Annotated in this window: 12 protein-coding genes and 1 rRNA gene; 9 read left to right on the plus strand and 4 right to left on the minus strand. The window is 44.8% G+C overall.

Annotated elements, in window-relative coordinates:
- Positions 1 to 221, minus strand: a 16S ribosomal RNA gene (locus tag FTU45_RS02415); the annotation flags it as partial.
- Positions 222 to 761: 540 nt separating this feature from the next.
- Here FTU45_RS02415 and FTU45_RS02420 point away from each other — a divergent pair.
- From FTU45_RS02420 to FTU45_RS02445, 6 genes are all read left to right on the plus strand, one after another.
- A complete protein-coding gene (locus FTU45_RS02420) occupies positions 762 to 1,652 on the plus strand; it encodes a VacJ family lipoprotein (RefSeq protein WP_180051049.1) in 891 nt (296 codons plus the stop codon).
- Positions 1,653 to 1,754: 102 nt separating this feature from the next.
- Positions 1,755 to 2,723, plus strand: a complete 969-nt coding sequence (gene gigA / locus FTU45_RS02425; RefSeq protein WP_005095839.1) for an RsbU family protein phosphatase GigA — start codon at positions 1,755 to 1,757, stop codon at positions 2,721 to 2,723.
- Between the two features lie 112 nt (positions 2,724 to 2,835).
- Entirely contained in the window at positions 2,836 to 3,354 is a 519-nt protein-coding gene (gene gigB / locus FTU45_RS02430; RefSeq protein ID WP_004647542.1) for an anti-anti-sigma factor GigB, read from the plus strand.
- Between the two features lie 20 nt (positions 3,355 to 3,374).
- Positions 3,375 to 4,202 (plus strand): carbon-nitrogen hydrolase family protein, encoded by an 828-nt coding sequence (locus tag FTU45_RS02435; RefSeq protein ID WP_159138730.1) that lies wholly within the window; start codon positions 3,375 to 3,377, stop codon positions 4,200 to 4,202.
- A gap of 105 nt (positions 4,203 to 4,307) precedes the next feature.
- Entirely contained in the window at positions 4,308 to 4,733 is a 426-nt protein-coding gene (locus FTU45_RS02440; RefSeq protein ID WP_005095836.1) for an organic hydroperoxide resistance protein, read from the plus strand.
- 176 nt (positions 4,734 to 4,909) lie between these two features.
- Complete coding sequence (locus FTU45_RS02445; RefSeq protein WP_005095834.1) at positions 4,910 to 5,302, plus strand: DUF4951 domain-containing protein; 393 nt, start codon at positions 4,910 to 4,912, stop codon at positions 5,300 to 5,302.
- Positions 5,303 to 5,351: 49 nt separating this feature from the next.
- On the opposite strand, the gene gspE is transcribed toward FTU45_RS02445, so the two are convergent.
- A complete protein-coding gene (gspE, locus tag FTU45_RS02450; RefSeq protein WP_005172539.1) occupies positions 5,352 to 6,839 on the minus strand; it encodes a type II secretion system ATPase GspE in 1,488 nt (495 codons plus the stop codon).
- 144 nt (positions 6,840 to 6,983) lie between these two features.
- Between gspE and FTU45_RS02455 the strand changes: the two genes are divergently transcribed.
- Together FTU45_RS02455 and FTU45_RS02460 are read left to right on the plus strand one after the other, a co-directional pair.
- Positions 6,984 to 7,763 (plus strand): hypothetical protein, encoded by a 780-nt coding sequence (locus FTU45_RS02455; protein ID WP_167381259.1) that lies wholly within the window; start codon positions 6,984 to 6,986, stop codon positions 7,761 to 7,763.
- A gap of 9 nt (positions 7,764 to 7,772) precedes the next feature.
- The gene (locus FTU45_RS02460) at positions 7,773 to 8,696 is read left to right on the plus strand and encodes a mechanosensitive ion channel family protein (RefSeq protein WP_005095828.1); all 924 of its coding nucleotides are present in this window, start codon (positions 7,773 to 7,775) and stop codon (positions 8,694 to 8,696) included.
- Positions 8,697 to 8,743: 47 nt separating this feature from the next.
- Here the strand turns inward: FTU45_RS02460 and FTU45_RS02465 are convergent, their stop codons facing one another.
- Positions 8,744 to 11,452 carry a DUF2339 domain-containing protein gene (locus FTU45_RS02465; protein ID WP_180075861.1) on the minus strand — a complete coding sequence of 903 codons (2,709 nt, stop codon included), beginning with the start codon at positions 11,450 to 11,452 and terminating at the stop codon, positions 8,744 to 8,746.
- A gap of 161 nt (positions 11,453 to 11,613) precedes the next feature.
- Here FTU45_RS02465 and polA point away from each other — a divergent pair, with 161 nt between their 5' ends.
- Positions 11,614 to 14,376 (plus strand): DNA polymerase I, encoded by a 2,763-nt coding sequence (polA, locus tag FTU45_RS02470; RefSeq protein WP_180075862.1) that lies wholly within the window; start codon positions 11,614 to 11,616, stop codon positions 14,374 to 14,376.
- A 304-nt stretch (positions 14,377 to 14,680) separates the two neighbouring features.
- Here the strand turns inward: polA and FTU45_RS02475 are convergent, their stop codons facing one another.
- Entirely contained in the window at positions 14,681 to 15,250 is a 570-nt protein-coding gene (locus FTU45_RS02475) for a YggT family protein (RefSeq protein WP_005095820.1), read from the minus strand.
- Between the last annotated feature and the right edge of the window lie 15 nt (positions 15,251 to 15,265).

Raw genomic sequence — 15,265 nt, forward strand, 5'->3', positions numbered from 1 at the left:
CTATTAGCGCAAGGTCCGAAGATCCCCTGCTTTCTCCCGTAGGACGTATGCGGTATTAGCATCCCTTTCGAGATGTTGTCCCCCACTAATAGGCAGATTCCTAAGCATTACTCACCCGTCCGCCGCTAGGTAAAGTAGCAAGCTACTCTTCCCCGCTCGACTTGCATGTGTTAAGCCTGCCGCCAGCGTTCAATCTGAGCCATGATCAAACTCTTCAGTTTAATACTATGTAGTGCCTTAAAGGGCACCAATCTTGGCTCATCAATTTTCTGACAAATATTTCTCAAATAAACTTCGAGTAATTTCTACCATCAATCAATGAAAATAATTTCGATCAATCAACCAGTAAAAATCCACACAAGTTGTTCTTCATAATCTCTTAATGATCTTCTTGCTGATTCGTCACCAGCAAGCTAGGTCGGCTATATTACACTGAATTTCTAAAGTGTCAATCCGTAATTCAAATTAATTTAAACTTATCCAACAAAACCCAATCTTAACACTTTGTGCTAAGTTACTGTTTTATCAGAAGTTTTAATCTTCATCACTGCCGATGGATGTGCATTCTACAGCATTTCAGAGCGCTTGCAACACCTTTTTCAAGAAAATCATTTTGCATGTACATTTTTTACTCTCTTTGTGTATTTTCATTCATTTTTTATACAAATTTGCTTAAATGATGTCTATTCGTGAATATAACGTTTATTATTTTTATACTAATAAGTAGTGCTCCTTACTCAGACAAGGCCTCGGGTTTCCTTATGCATCGTTCTATTTACTTATCTATATGCTTATTTTCTCTAGTATCAAGCGTACATGTTTTCGCAGAGGTCAATACGGCTGTGGAAAATGAATCTTTGAAAACGCCACTCAGAACCAAAATATCGGCCAAGGCACAACAATTACAGACACAGCTAAAAGTCGATGCCAGTGCAGCACAGGCTGAAGAAGTCAAAGATCCTTTCCAACCGTTAAATAGAAAGATTTATCAGTTTAATGATGCGATTGACCGTACTGTGGTACGTCCTATAGCTGTTCAGTATGTTGAGAAAGTTCCACAGGATGTCCGCGGTAGCTACACCAATTTCCGTAATAACCTGGGTGAACCCTGGAATGTAGTCAATCAGCTGATTCAGGGTCGTCCGACCCGCGCAGCAAAATCCTTGGGACGTTTTACCATTAATACTTTAACGACCTTAGGTTTGGCTGATCCGGCACGTCGCCTTGGTTTAAGTCATGAAGACGAGAGATTTGGAACTACTTTGGGTTATTATGGTGTTGCGTCTGGTCCTTATATTATGTTGCCATTTTTAGGCCCAAGTTCAGTGCGTGGGGTGATTGGTACTGCTGTAGATAGTCAAACCCGCCCACAAAAATATCTTCTCGAAGATGAAGATGGGCTTTACTGGACCGACCAGTTCTGGCGTGCCATTGATAACCGCTCGGAAATACTGGATGTTGAAGGGGTGCTGACCGGTGATCGTTATGCCCAGATTCGGGATATTTACTTGCAACGCACCAATTACGCGATTGCTGAAAAGAAAGGTACAGAACAAGATACCCTATTCCTAGAAGATGACTTCGAAGAAGATAGTTCTGAAGATATACCTTTTGATGAGAACAATATTGAATCTTCAGAAGAAGATCTTTAAGTTCATGCTTGATGTATGATTGCTAGTGAAATCTGTTCGCTAGCAATACCTTGCTTGTTATAGTACATCGTATAACCAACCCTGAGATCGAATCACTTTTTTATGTATTTCATTCAACCGACTCGTGATATTCCCTATTTAGATCAGGTACTTGATACGCTTCCGCATATTCAGATGATCTATCTGGATGATCATGAGCTGTATGATTCTACGATTATCGCAATTGCAGATGTACATGACTATCTGAAATATAAGTGGAATCTGCCTACCATTGTGCTGGCCTTAGAGCATGAAGGCACAGCGTTGGCTCAGGCTTGGGAGCAAGGGGCGCTGGCAGGCTGGATCTGGAATAAACTTCCTGAAAATCCTGACCTGGCGCTGCAAAAAATTGATGCGCAATATAAACGTAACCAGGATAGCCGTGATCTGCCTTCTGCGGCAGAACTACAAAAAAGATTGTTACCCAACCCGATTAAACTGACCAATTATGAGGTCGAAACTTATTTTCAGCCTTCAGCCTATCTTTCAGGAGATTGGTATGATTACTGGAAAATTAGCGACAAAGAAGTGATTTTCTATTTGGCCGATGTATCTGGACATGGCGTCACCAGTAGTTTACTCACGTCCTGGATGGCTGCTTTTCACGGTCGCTCCAAAACGCCGCGCGAGCTGATTAAAAAGCTTAACGGCATGCTAATGCAGGAAAATATTGAAAAGCACATCACCATGATTGCCGGGATTTTAAATCTGGAAACCCATGTATTAAAATGGTCCAGTGCCGGACATTATCCCCCACCGATTATATTTGAACCCAATCAAGAGCCTAAGATTTTCTCTACCAGCAGCTTCCCTTTAGGTCTGACCGAAGAGCTTGAGGTTGAAGAAAACGAATGGGTATTAAGCCCTAATGCCCGTTTTATCATCTGTTCAGATGGTGCACTGGAACCCTTTGATGGTGGATTAAATGAGCAATTTTCGCAATTATTACATCACTTGCAGAATGAGTCATTTCAGGCTCCAGAACATGTGGCCGACGATATCGCCTTTTTAAGCTTTATCCGCGTAAATTAGCAGTATATTTACAGACTTTATAAGCACTTAATTTGATTACCACTTTCAGCTACTTGAGTATCAATACACCCTATGGGATAATTTAATATCCTTCTCTGCAAATGGCATTTATATGTCAACAGGTCATGTTGAATATGCAAGTCTGAATGGAACGCATATTTTTAAGCTTATCGGCGAAGTGCGTGCCCAATCTTGTATTAGTCTAGACAAATTACTGAACAAAATTGAACAGCAGGACAACGTAGTTGGCGCTATCGTTGATCTCACCGAAACCAGTTTTATTGACAGTACCGTACTCGGTGTTTTGGCCAAGTTAGGACTGAAACTCAAGCAAGTACATAATATTCAAGCTGTTATGCTTTCTACCAATTCCGACATTACTACTTTGGCCAACAGTATGGGACTGAGCCAGGTGTTTGTGATTCTGAATTATTGTGGCGATCCGAATGTCTGCACCCGTGCGCTGATGGAAGAACATGTGACGCATCAAAATATGCTCAATACCGTTCTGGATGCGCATAAAACCTTGATGAAGCTAAATCAAAGCAACCAGAATATGTTTGAACCTTTAGTCAAACAGTTACAGAAAGAGCAAGACAATTTAGATAAAATCTCCGAGCAAAAGGTATAACGACTATATAAGAGGACCGCATGACTTTACTTTCTGTTGCACAAATGAATTCTCAAAATGAAATTGACGCCAATTTTGTGGAGATTGAGTCTTTAATTCAACAAAGTAAGGCCAATGGTGCTGAGTTAATTGTTTTCCCGGAAAATTTCGTCTGTTTCGCAGCAGGCAAACAACGCGAAACTGCTGCACAATTTGAAGTCATTCAACAACGTCTGGAACAACTTGCCCATCAATATCAAACCTGGATTGTGGCCGGGACTTTGCCCTGCCCTTATCGTCCGGATGGTTCAATCATTCAAGATGGCCGGGTGCGTACTGTCAGTCTGTGTATCAGTCCTGAACGAACCGAAGCGCGTTATGACAAAATTCATTTGTTTGATGTGCAAGTCGGCGATGCTGTCGGTGGTTATCAGGAGTCTAAATTCTTTGAACCCGGCACAGATGTGGTCGTTGCCAAGACTCCTTTTGGCAATATCGGCTTGATGGTCTGTTATGACCTGCGCTTTCCAGAACTGGCTTTAAGCTTACGTGCTAAGGGTGCAAATCTCCTGACTGCGCCTTCTGCATTTACCTATACCACCGGTGAAATGCACTGGCAGTTATTGCTGCAAACCCGTGCCATGGATAGCCAGTGTTCGGTACTTGGCGCTGCTCAACAAGGCTGGCATGGTGAAAAACGTCAGACTTGGGGGCATGCAGCTGCCACCAATAGCCGCGGCCAACTGTTGAATATGATCCATGCTGATGGCGCACATTTGATTACGGTGGACTTTGATTTAAGTGAACAGCAAAAAATCCGTGAATCCATGCCTTTAATGCAACATCGTAAACTGCTACAACTTTCTTAAGAAACCTGCCCGGATACTTGCATAAATTAACAAAATCCCTGCTTATTCTTCAGGCAAAATCGCCGAGCATAGAAGCTCCATGAACAATAAATAGGGATTAAGCTCATGTCATTAGAAAAAGCCGTCTATACCGCACATGCCAAAGCCACAGGTGGTCGTGATGGCCGCGCCACCTCTGACGATCAGATTTTAGATGTACAATTGGCCGTGCCCAAAGAAATGGGGGGACCTGGTGGTGGAACCAACCCTGAACAGCTCTTTGCCGCAGGTTATTCGGCATGTTTCTTGGGTGCGATGAAATTTGTTGCCAATCGTGACAAACTGAATATGAGTAAAGATGCTTATATCGAGGGTGATGTAGGAATTGGTCCAATTCCGACCGGGTTTGGTATTGAGGTGACTTTAAATATCCATCTTGAAGGTATGGATCAGCAAGAAGCGCAAAAACTGGTAGATGCCGCGCATATTGTCTGTCCCTATTCAAATGCAACCCGCAATAATATTGATGTGAACTTAAACGTCATTACTTAATTTTTCGATTCAACCGCTATCCTGAAAAAATGCTTCAGGATAGCTAGAGCGCTATTATAAAATTTTAATCGCTGCATCTTCCCTTAAAGGCCAATTCTATTTTCAAAACAAAAGCAAAAATCTTAATACTTATATATAATGATTCTTATTTGCAATAATTTATTTTAAATCACCTTATGTTTAAATTATTTATTTCTAGTTCTCTCCTGTTCAGCATTGCGACTGCCTCTTTTGCAGAGCTGCAAATTTCAGAAAAAGTTCGCCCCCAAGTAAAATCTGTAGTTAATGCCGAGATTGAACGTCTGCCCATTCCTGCAACACCCAACAATATGATTCTGCCTGAATTTGGTAAAGGTATCATTGGTTGGGGTGCTGGCCCCAAAGATGCCGAAGTCCGTTTCCAGCGTGTCACCACAGCCGATGTTGAAAAAATGAAACAGGATGGGGTTACTTTAGAAATGGCGCAGGCCTGGCAGACCTTCTATGAAAATGAAACTCAGCGGAATCCGGGTAATCCGACTGCACCTTTTCGGGCCCAACTGATGAAAAAAATCGTCAGCCTCTGGTAAATATCCAGATATCCTGAGGACAAGTCATTAAAAGCAGCAGATTAGAAAATTATTCTGCTGCTTCATTGGTGACCCGTAACACTTCTTCAATGGTAGTTTTCCCTGCCAATACCTTGCGCAGACCATCATCCCGAATCGAACCGGATTGCTGCCGTGCATAACTTTCTATTTCGTATTCGGCCGCATTGCCATGAACCAGACGGCGCATATGATCATCGACGGGCACAATTTCATAAATCGCAGTACGCCCACTAAAACCAGTATTGCCACAGCGTTCACAACCCTGTGGTTGCGGCAGTCTTAAATCCTGTGGATGTTCAATATTTTCAAACAGTTTCTTTTCAAAAGCATCTGCTTCATGCCAGGTCGCGCAATGCGGACATAACGTTCTGACCAGACGCTGGGCAATTACCCCAATCAGGGAACTTGAAAGCAGGAACGGCTCAATGCCCATATCCTTCAAACGCGTGACAGCACCAATCGCGGTATTGGTATGCAGGGTCGACAACACCAGATGCCCGGTCAAGGAGGCCTGCACCGCAATTTCTGCGGTCTCCAGATCACGAATTTCACCGACCATCACCACATCAGGATCTTGGCGCAGCATGGCTTTTAAGGCACGTGCAAAGGTCATATCCACTTTGGTATTCACCTGGGTCTGGCCAATCCCTTCCAGTTGATATTCAATCGGATCTTCAGCGGTGAGGATGTTTTTGGAACCATCATTCAGGTCAGAAAGTGCGGCATATAAGGTGGTGGTTTTACCCGAACCGGTCGGCCCAGTGACTAAAATAATGCCGTGTGGACGATGCACCAGAGTTTTCAGTCGATCATAGTCATTATTCATCAAGCCCAAATGGGTCATATTTAAACGACCGGCCTGCTTGTCCAGCAGACGCATCACCACACGCTCACCATGAGAGGATGGCAAAGTAGATACACGGACATCGACTTCACGTCCGGCCAGACGCAAGGAAATACGACCATCTTGTGGAATACGCTTTTCCGCAATATCCAGTTTGGCCATGACTTTAATCCGCGAGACCAAAAGCGGCGCAAGTTCACGGCGTGGCTGGACAATTTCACGGAGCTGGCCATCGACCCGTAAACGTACCGACAGTTTTTTCTCAAAAGATTCAATATGAATATCGGAAGCCCCGACCCGAATCGCTTCAGACAATAATGCATTGATCAGTCGTACAATCGGCGCATCATCTTCCTGATCCATCAGATCTTCAGCTTCAGGTACGGAATCGGCCAGACTGAGTAAATCCGGATGATCTTCCAGACCCGCAGCCACCTGTTGTGATTCGCCGCTATCTCCGGCAAAACTGGAGCTGAGTAACTGGTTAAATTCCTGTTCGCTGCACAGCTGAAAATGAGCCGGATAACCGAGCAGACGGCGCGCTTCCTGCAATGCAAGCATCGAGGTATTGTCACGACGCAGAATAAAGGCCTGATCTCCCTCATAACGCAACAGCACACCATGGCGCTTGGCGAAGCTATATGGGATTTGTAATTGTTTAAGTACTTGCATCGCGGATTATAATAATGATGAAAAAATTTAAATTGAGTGTACTCTAAGCATATGACAGCGTGAAGTATGTTTTCAAAGATTTAGCAAGAAAGGGTGCCAACATTGCCGCAAGATAAAGATGAATTAATCCCGAATACAGCGAAAATGCGCTGGTGGGGAGAACAGATTTTTGAAATAAATCAATCCAAAGCCTGGCAGTTTGGTTCCTTGCTGTTTCGTCTGACTCGAGGCATTCAGGAATGGCGACTGGAATACTATCGTCCTGTGGTGCAATATGATTATGAGCAGCAATGGCATCAGATTGATGATCCGAACTTTGCCTTTCCAGCGCCGGTGCACATTGAACGTTATATGTTCAAATCCACCCAAAATAAATTACAGTTGATGCCACGTTTGGCAAACCGTTCGGTGGTGATCAAGCCGGTTGATCCGATTTATATTCCTGCCGGACAACGTGGTACGCTTTATATCAGCACGCCCTTATGGATTGCTGGTTTTGTCGAGGGGCAGCGCGAACCAATTTTTGATCTCCCGGTGATCTTGCCAAAAGACACCTGGTTTGGGCCGAATCATCGCTCAGGTGAAATCTGCTATGCCACTGCAGTCGATGGCAGAACTGAACTGAAACAATTGCATCCACGCGCTTTTCGTGCGGTTACACCGATTGAATTTCACAATACCAGTAACCAGCAATTGCGCTTTGACCGGATGAATGTCCCGGTGCCTGCCCTGCCGTTATTTTACAGTGAAAGTACCGGGCGCTTATGGACCTCGCAAATCCGGGTCTTGCATGAAGGTTCGGACCGCCCACCGCGTATTCGGGTGGAGAACCGTACCCCGCCAAATGCCGGTGAAGTCGCCTATCTGCATCCACCGCGTGATCCGGCGGGCGCTTTATTTAATATGTTTGATTCATTTTTCTAAGGGCGTCTGATGCCAAGTTCAAATATTCCGACCGAAGTCACCAACAGCCTGAAGGGAGTATTTACCAATATCAATACCGACCGTTTAACCGAAATTTTGGTCGCGGTGGTGTTATGTTTTATTGGTTTCCTGATTGCGCGCTTTATTTCCAATACCTTTATTCGGACCATTGGTGTACGTTTTAATGCCCATCAGAAGCTGGTCTGGCGCCGCGGGATTTTCTATTTTATTTTCCTGCTGTTTGTAATGGCCAGCCTGAAAGAAGCCGGTTTTAAACTGAGTGTCTTCCTCGGGGCTGCCGGGATTCTCACCGTAGCCTTGGGTTTTGCGTCACAAACCTCGGCATCCAACCTGATCAGCGGTCTGTTCCTGATTGGTGAGGGTTCTTTCGAAGTCGGCGATACTATTCAAATCACCTTGATTCGTGGGCATACCATTGAAGGTGAAGTGATTTCGATTGACCTGCTTTCAGTCAAACTCCTCACGCAGGATAATATCTATGTACGTTTGCCGAATGAACAGCTGATTCGGGCACCGGTACAGAACCTGTCAAAATTTCCGATACGGCGTATTCCGATTACGCTGGCGATCAATTTCCACGAAGATATTATTAAAGTACGAGAAGTGCTGCTGGATGTCGCCAATAAGTATCCATTAGTTTTGGCTGACCCGAAACCTGCAGTCACCGTTACCGCCTTTCGTGAATCATCCATCGAGTTGTTATTTGCGATCTGGTGCCAGCAGGAAAATTATCTGAAAGTACGCGATGAAATGCAGGAACGGATTCGTAATGGCTTTGTCGATAATCAGATTGAAATTCCAGTGCCGAAAATGGGCTTTGTCGACCATCCATTATCTCGCCCCTTAGAGAATGTTGATATTGACCAATACGCCAATGACAAGGCCCTCAAAAGAGAGCCTGATCTAAAATAACCCTTCGATTCCCTCTCCTTTTTAAAGGAGAGGCTTAGGGAGAGGATTCAATCAGTTTTCTCTGGCATCGGTGCAATATAGGCAATCAGCAGCATCACCCCACCTGCCAGCAAGAAGGAAATGACTCGCGTCAGGGTGCCAATATGCGACAGGTCAAAGAGCACCAATTTTAAGGTCACAACCACCAGAATACTGCCGCCTAAAATCCACATCGGCTTCAGGTTTTTTAAGGTTGCCGTCCACATGGTGATCCAGGCCAGTAATACCCAAAGTACAGTCAAGCTGAGTTGCACCGTCGCATTACCCCATAGCTCCATATCATTAAACGGCGTGTGTAAATACACATGTAAAGCTCTTAAAACCATATAACTGGAAAGCCATAACAGGCTCAACACCATCAAGACTGCGATCATGCCCTTATCACGGCCAACCTTAATCTGTTGCAACAGCATCCAGATAAAACTGGCAAACATGGCGATACTGATCAGGTCAAAAGGATTCAGAATCGGCAACCAGTAATACTGGAATGCTTGCTGACTAAATAACTGTGAACATACCAGCCAAGTGGCCATCAGCAATAAACAACACTTGGTTTGCCAAAGCTGCTGCCAGCCTGATTGCAGGTCCTGTCGATAGCACCACAGGCAAAACAATAAAGGTAAGATCACCATACTGAAATAAGGCATGCTCGGGATCAGACACAGACTGGCCAAAGCCAAACTGCTAAAAACGCCCAAACTCATCCATTCTTTGGATAGCTGCAAACCAGCCAGTGGTCTGAGCCACAGAATCGCTAATAGCATCGCCGAAAGGGCAAAAACCCCGCGCTCCAGACCGCTATCCCAGACAATCACCGCATTTTGACTGCGATCCAGTGTCAGAATCACTGCAATGACCAGCAAGGGTGAGATACCACTCCACTTCGGTAGCAACCAGGACCATTGCTGATTTTTGCGCAGAATCATTTCATTCAACAGCACATAGCCCAGTGTGATGATGAATAAACTCAACACATAGGCATGCTGACTCGAAAATTCATCTTCTAGCAAAGCAAAGAGCATTAAACTGGCTGCAACACTTAAACTACTTAAAAAACTGATACTCAGACTATCCAGTTGCTGCTGGTATTTTTCTTTGAGCTGACTGATCGCCACTACTGCCACATAACACAGACTCAAAATCCAGAAAATCATCCGCGGTGTGGGATTGATTTCGACCAGATAATACAGGCTGCTAAATCCGGCCATCAACAATAAGCCCATACTTAAATAATGCGCCACCCGGACATTTTTCTCTAAGGCCCACAGATAAATTAGTACCCCTTCCACAGCCCAACCAACCACACTCCATTGTTCGGTCAATAAGATCGGTGGCACCAGTGCCAGAAAAATTAGCATCAGACTCAGATAACTTTGTGAAATAAGCTGAATCGTTTGTTTTTGGCGCAATAAAGTCCAACAAGTGGCAAAGACCCCTGCGAACAACAGACTTAGACCGGCTTGCCAGAGTTTTTGATCGGGCTGATTAAAGTGAATCAGATACAGAAAAATATAAGCAGTAATCGGTGCGGCAAAAATCAAGGCCAAGTCGAGTACCGGTTTTAGCTGAAAACGGGACAAATCCTGTCGTGCCAGCAACTGGCTAAAACGAAAACCCAGCCAGATAAACAGCGCACTATGCGCCAGAATCAGCGCAGTCATGGCATAACGCTCATGAGTATCACCATGAATCAGGCTATACATTCCACCGACAATCGCCGTAATTAAAAAGGCAATCTGATTGAGAATTTTCCAGGGGCGGAAGCTGCTCAGCACTGCCACCCCGACATTAATCAGCAAGTAATAACTGATCAGCTCAACAGCGGAAGCATCTCGGATTGGCAAGGTAAACGGCGCCAGATAAGCAATCAGCAAAGCCATTATGGCCAGTTCGATACTTTCCTGTTTCAGACTTAAATACAGCGTCATTGCCAAAATGATGATAAATACACATGCTGCCAGCGGTAGTGTTGGAATCACCAGATTGTAATAGGCAAAGAATACTGTCAGAAACAAACTCCCTAAACCTAATCCTTCCAGCGCCAGAGCAAAACTGCGGTTTTTAGGAATCAGCCGATAGCCCAGTCCTGTTACAAACAAACTGGCAAGCGCAACCAGACCTAATTTAGCAGCCAGACTCAGCTGCCAGTGCTCGGTGGCAAAACGCAGCAACAAAATAATCCCGATCACTAAAATACTAATGGCGACTTTTAAGACCGGATTGCCCTGAAAGATCCAGCGCTGCACTTGATCGATGAGATTAGGCGTGGACTGAGAATTTAGAGCCGGTTGAGCAGTCACAGGTGCAGCATCAGACCAGTTCGGTGGTGTCGAGGGTGGTGGATCGGCAGAATAAGATTGCGACTGTAACTGTATCAAGCGCCCTTCCAGACGTTGCAGCCATCGGAGTAAAAAGAACACCCAGGCGGTAATCCCGATGCCCATCAACCAGTCAAGCTCGGCCAGCCCACCAACAATTGCAATAATTGAAGAGACATATAAAGGAACTTTCGAATTGCGTTCCAGAGACCTCTGCTGCTGTGCAGCCAGTTGCTGTAGCGGGGCTTCTACTGCGCTGACATATTGCATCACACTGAAGAGAAAACCCACACCACACAGATAAGTCACAATCTGATAATCCAGATACCAGGCACTGATCCCAACAATTAGCAGAGTAATCAGCCAGATCATGCGTAACTCATTGCGTCCTGCAGCCATTCTTATATTTCTCTTTCCTGAATCATTCCATCATACAACAGCTTGTGCTGCTTATTTCATCTTCAGCCGATATTCGCTAAGCTGTAAACTCAGACTCGCCTCAGCGAGCGCAGTAAAAATCACGTACAATAGCGCTGTATTTTGAATAAGGAATTGATTACATGCCACCATTTGTCTTGGTCGATGGCTCTTACTTTTTATTTCGTGCCTTTCACGCACTGCCACCATTAACCACGTCAACCGGTTTACATACCAATGCAATTCGTGGTGCGATTTCTGCTATTCAAAAACTGATGCGTCGGATCCAACCGACCCATATGGCGGTGATTTTCGATACGCCAGAACCGACGTTCCGGCATGAGCTTTCACCGATTTATAAAGGTGACCGCCCGAGCATGCCGACGGAATTATCCGAACAGATTCCTTATTTGCATGCCTTGATTCGTGCACTGGGTATTCCCCTGCATACCTTGCCGGGTGCCGAAGCCGATGACATTATCGGAACATTGGCCAAACGTGCCGAAGCCTTGGGACATCAGGTGCTGATTTCGACTGGTGATAAAGATATGGCGCAATTGGTCACAGACAAAGTGACCCTGGAAGACAGCTTTAAAGAAAAGCCGCTGGATGTCGATGGCGTGTTTGAAAAGTTTGGCGTATGGCCAAATCAGATTATTGATTACCTGACCCTGATGGGCGATGCTTCTGATGGCATCATGGGCGTGCCGGGTGTCGGTGCCAAAACCGCGGCAAAACTGCTAACCGAATATGGTTCGATTGGCGGCATTTTAGAAAATGTCGACAAGATCAAAGGCAAAGTTGGTCAAAATATTAAAGAGCATGTGGATGGCATTGCACTGGACCATCAACTGGCCAGTATTGTGATCGATCTGGATCTTAACTTTGGTTATGACGATTTAAAACTGGGTGATCCGAATGTCGAAACCTTGCGCCACTTATATACAGAACTTGAGTTCCGTAACCAGTTACAGTCCCTAGATCATCCCAACAACCCAAATAATGCAAATTATCAGCAGGCGGCAAAATCGATTAATGCCAAAGCAGTCGCTGCACCAGAAGCACAGGAAGATCATGCTTCTATCACCAGCAGTGATGACCAGCTCGGACAAGCGACCTATCATACCTTGCTGACCCAACAGGATTGGGACACACTGTTTAAGCGTCTCAGTACCGAAAAACGTTTTGCATTCGATACCGAAACCACCAGTCTGGATTATCGTATCGCGCAGATTGTCGGCTTCTCGGTCGCCTTTGATGCCAACGATGCTTACTATGTTCCTTTGGCCCATGATTATGAAGGCGCACCGGAACAGCTCAATCGTGAAGTCATCTTGGCACAGATCAAGCCGATTCTGGAAGATGACAGCGTACAGAAGATTGGTCATCATCTGAAATATGATGCGCATGTACTGGAAAACCATGGCATTCATTTGGCAGGCTGGTATTTTGATACCATGCTGGCATCGTATGTGCTGAATTCTGTGGCAACCCGTCATGGTATGGATGATGTGGCGCGTCTGTATTTGAGCCATCTGACCACGACCTATGAACAAGTTGCCGGTAAAGGAGCCAAACAGAAAACCTTTAACCAGATTCCGCTGGAAACCGCTGCACATTATGCTGCTGAAGATGCTCATGTCACTTATCGTCTTTATGAAGTTTTGGATGAAAAACTCAAAGTCCATCCTGAATTAAGTCAGCTTTTGCATCGCATTGAAATGCCGGTGGCACGTGTATTAACGAAAATGGAAGAAAATGGCATTCAGTTAGATGTGCATTTCCTTGACCAGCTCAGTGAAGAATTTGCACAAACCATTCAGAATCTGGAAAACCAGATTATTGAATTAGCAGGCCAAAGTTTTAATGTCAGCTCACCAAAACAAGTCGGTGAAATTTTGTTTGATAAGCTGGGCCTCAAAGGCGGCAAGAAAACCTCGACTGGCCAATACAGCACCAGTGAAAGTATTTTAGAAAAACTGGATCATCCGATTGCCGCATTGATTTTGGAATATCGTGGCCTGTCTAAACTGAAAAGCACCTATACCGATGGTTTATGCAAACAAGCCAATAATGACAGTGGCCGCGTACACACCAGTTATCATCAAGCGCTGACTGCAACGGGTCGTCTATCTTCAACAGATCCAAATTTACAAAATATTCCCATTCGCGAGAAAATTGGCCGTCAAATTCGTAAAGCTTTTGTAGCACCGAAAGGTCGTGTGCTGCTCGCTGCCGATTATTCACAAATTGAATTACGTCTCATGGCGCATTTTTCCCAAGACGAAGCCTTGGTACATGCCTTTAATCACGGTCAGGACGTGCATCGTCGTACTGCAGCAGAAGTTTTGGGCATCGCTTTTGAAGAGGTGACAAATGATCAACGTCGCCAAGCCAAAGCCGTGAATTTTGGTCTGCTCTATGGCATGTCTGAATTCGGTCTAACCCGTCAGTTGGGCTTTACTCGTCAAGAGTCACAAGAATACATTAAACAGTATTTCCATCGTTATCCGGGGATTTATGAATATATGCAACGCACCCGTCAGGTGGCACTCGATCAAGGTTTTGTCGAAACCGTTTCTGGTCGTCGTTTATATACACCGGATATTGATGCTCGTAATATGATGGTGCGCAAAGCAGCAGAACGTGCTGCAATTAATGCTCCGCTACAGGGTTCGGCTGCAGATATCATTAAAATGGCAATGATTGAAGTCGACAAGATGTTGCCAAAAGATCAGGCCAAAATGCTGTTGCAAGTCCACGATGAACTGGTGTTTGAAGTCGATGAAGCTATTGCCGATGAACTGGCACCGAAACTGGCTGAAGTCATGCAATCAGTATTGCAGATTTCTGTACCGTTGGTGGTTGAAGTCGGTAAAGGTAAAAACTGGGATGAGGCGCATTAATGCGCTTCTAAGCTCCTTCCTCCTTATAGGAGATGAGGCATATATTCGGCAAGGGGATGCAGGTTGGTTTTAAACCCCTCTCCCCCTTGCGCAGCAATGCTTCTCATCCCAAAGGAAGAGGAACTTTCATTTACTTATTCCTATGCCTTTCTTGAAGTCCATAATTTTGAGTTGGAAGATGTAAGGTAAAGCCCCTCTTTGAAAAAGAGGGGTTTGGGGAAATTTAAACCCCTCCCAACCTCCCTTTAGAAAAGGGAGGCGCAAATAAAAAGGACGCCTCAGCGTCCTTTTTATTTGAATCCGATTAAAGTCCGGTCAACAATACAATTGCCACCTGATTCATGATCATTTCAATGATGATCAAGGTTAAAATAGCAAAAATTGGAGAGAGATCAATCATCCCCATATTTGGCATAATCTTACGGAAAGGTGCCAGCAATGGTTCAGCCAACTCCTGAACCACTTCAATATACGGTGAACGAGACTGAGTAAACATCACCACCCAACTTAAGATAATCGTAGCGAAAATCAAATAACGACAGAAACGGATCAAGTCCTGCATCATGGTGACAAAGGTCAAAATCAGTAAATGCACAGGACCATTCGGCATGCCACCAGAGAGATACATCATGCCGAAAATTTTCAGCAAATACAGTACCACCAATAATGCCAAAGCGGCAGTATTGACACGGCCTTTGGCCAAAGTTGGGAAAATTCGACCAAACACATCTACAATTTTAGTGGCTTTTACAGTCGAAAGAACCACGGGATTGTAGGGGCTGACAGCAGCCAATTGCATTAAAAATCGGAAGAATACGAGCAAAATCGCGACGTTAATGATAATGCCAAAAATTAGCGCAGAATTTGCACCCATACTTGAACGTTCCTA

Source organism: Acinetobacter sp. YH12106 (genome assembly GCF_013418995.1).
Lineage (GTDB): Bacteria > Pseudomonadota > Gammaproteobacteria > Pseudomonadales > Moraxellaceae > Acinetobacter > Acinetobacter pseudolwoffii.

What these genes read in the sequence shown, in the direction of transcription:
- gigA (WP_005095839.1), top strand. Translation starts at nt 1,755, where the DNA reads ATGTATTTCATTCAACCGACTCGTGATATTCCCTATTTAGATCAGGTA.
- gspE (WP_005172539.1), bottom strand. Translation starts at nt 6,839, where the DNA reads ATGCAAGTACTTAAACAATTACAAATCCCATATAGCTTCGCCAAGCGC.
- FTU45_RS02460 (WP_005095828.1), top strand. Translation starts at nt 7,773, where the DNA reads ATGCCAAGTTCAAATATTCCGACCGAAGTCACCAACAGCCTGAAGGGA.
- FTU45_RS02420 (WP_180051049.1), top strand. Translation starts at nt 762, where the DNA reads ATGCATCGTTCTATTTACTTATCTATATGCTTATTTTCTCTAGTATCA.
- FTU45_RS02440 (WP_005095836.1), top strand. Translation starts at nt 4,308, where the DNA reads ATGTCATTAGAAAAAGCCGTCTATACCGCACATGCCAAAGCCACAGGT.
- gigB (WP_004647542.1), top strand. Translation starts at nt 2,836, where the DNA reads ATGTCAACAGGTCATGTTGAATATGCAAGTCTGAATGGAACGCATATT.
- FTU45_RS02475 (WP_005095820.1), bottom strand. Translation starts at nt 15,250, where the DNA reads ATGGGTGCAAATTCTGCGCTAATTTTTGGCATTATCATTAACGTCGCG.
- FTU45_RS02455 (WP_167381259.1), top strand. Translation starts at nt 6,984, where the DNA reads ATGCGCTGGTGGGGAGAACAGATTTTTGAAATAAATCAATCCAAAGCC.
- FTU45_RS02465 (WP_180075861.1), bottom strand. Translation starts at nt 11,452, where the DNA reads ATGGCTGCAGGACGCAATGAGTTACGCATGATCTGGCTGATTACTCTG.
- polA (WP_180075862.1), top strand. Translation starts at nt 11,614, where the DNA reads ATGCCACCATTTGTCTTGGTCGATGGCTCTTACTTTTTATTTCGTGCC.
- FTU45_RS02435 (WP_159138730.1), top strand. Translation starts at nt 3,375, where the DNA reads ATGACTTTACTTTCTGTTGCACAAATGAATTCTCAAAATGAAATTGAC.
- FTU45_RS02445 (WP_005095834.1), top strand. Translation starts at nt 4,910, where the DNA reads ATGTTTAAATTATTTATTTCTAGTTCTCTCCTGTTCAGCATTGCGACT.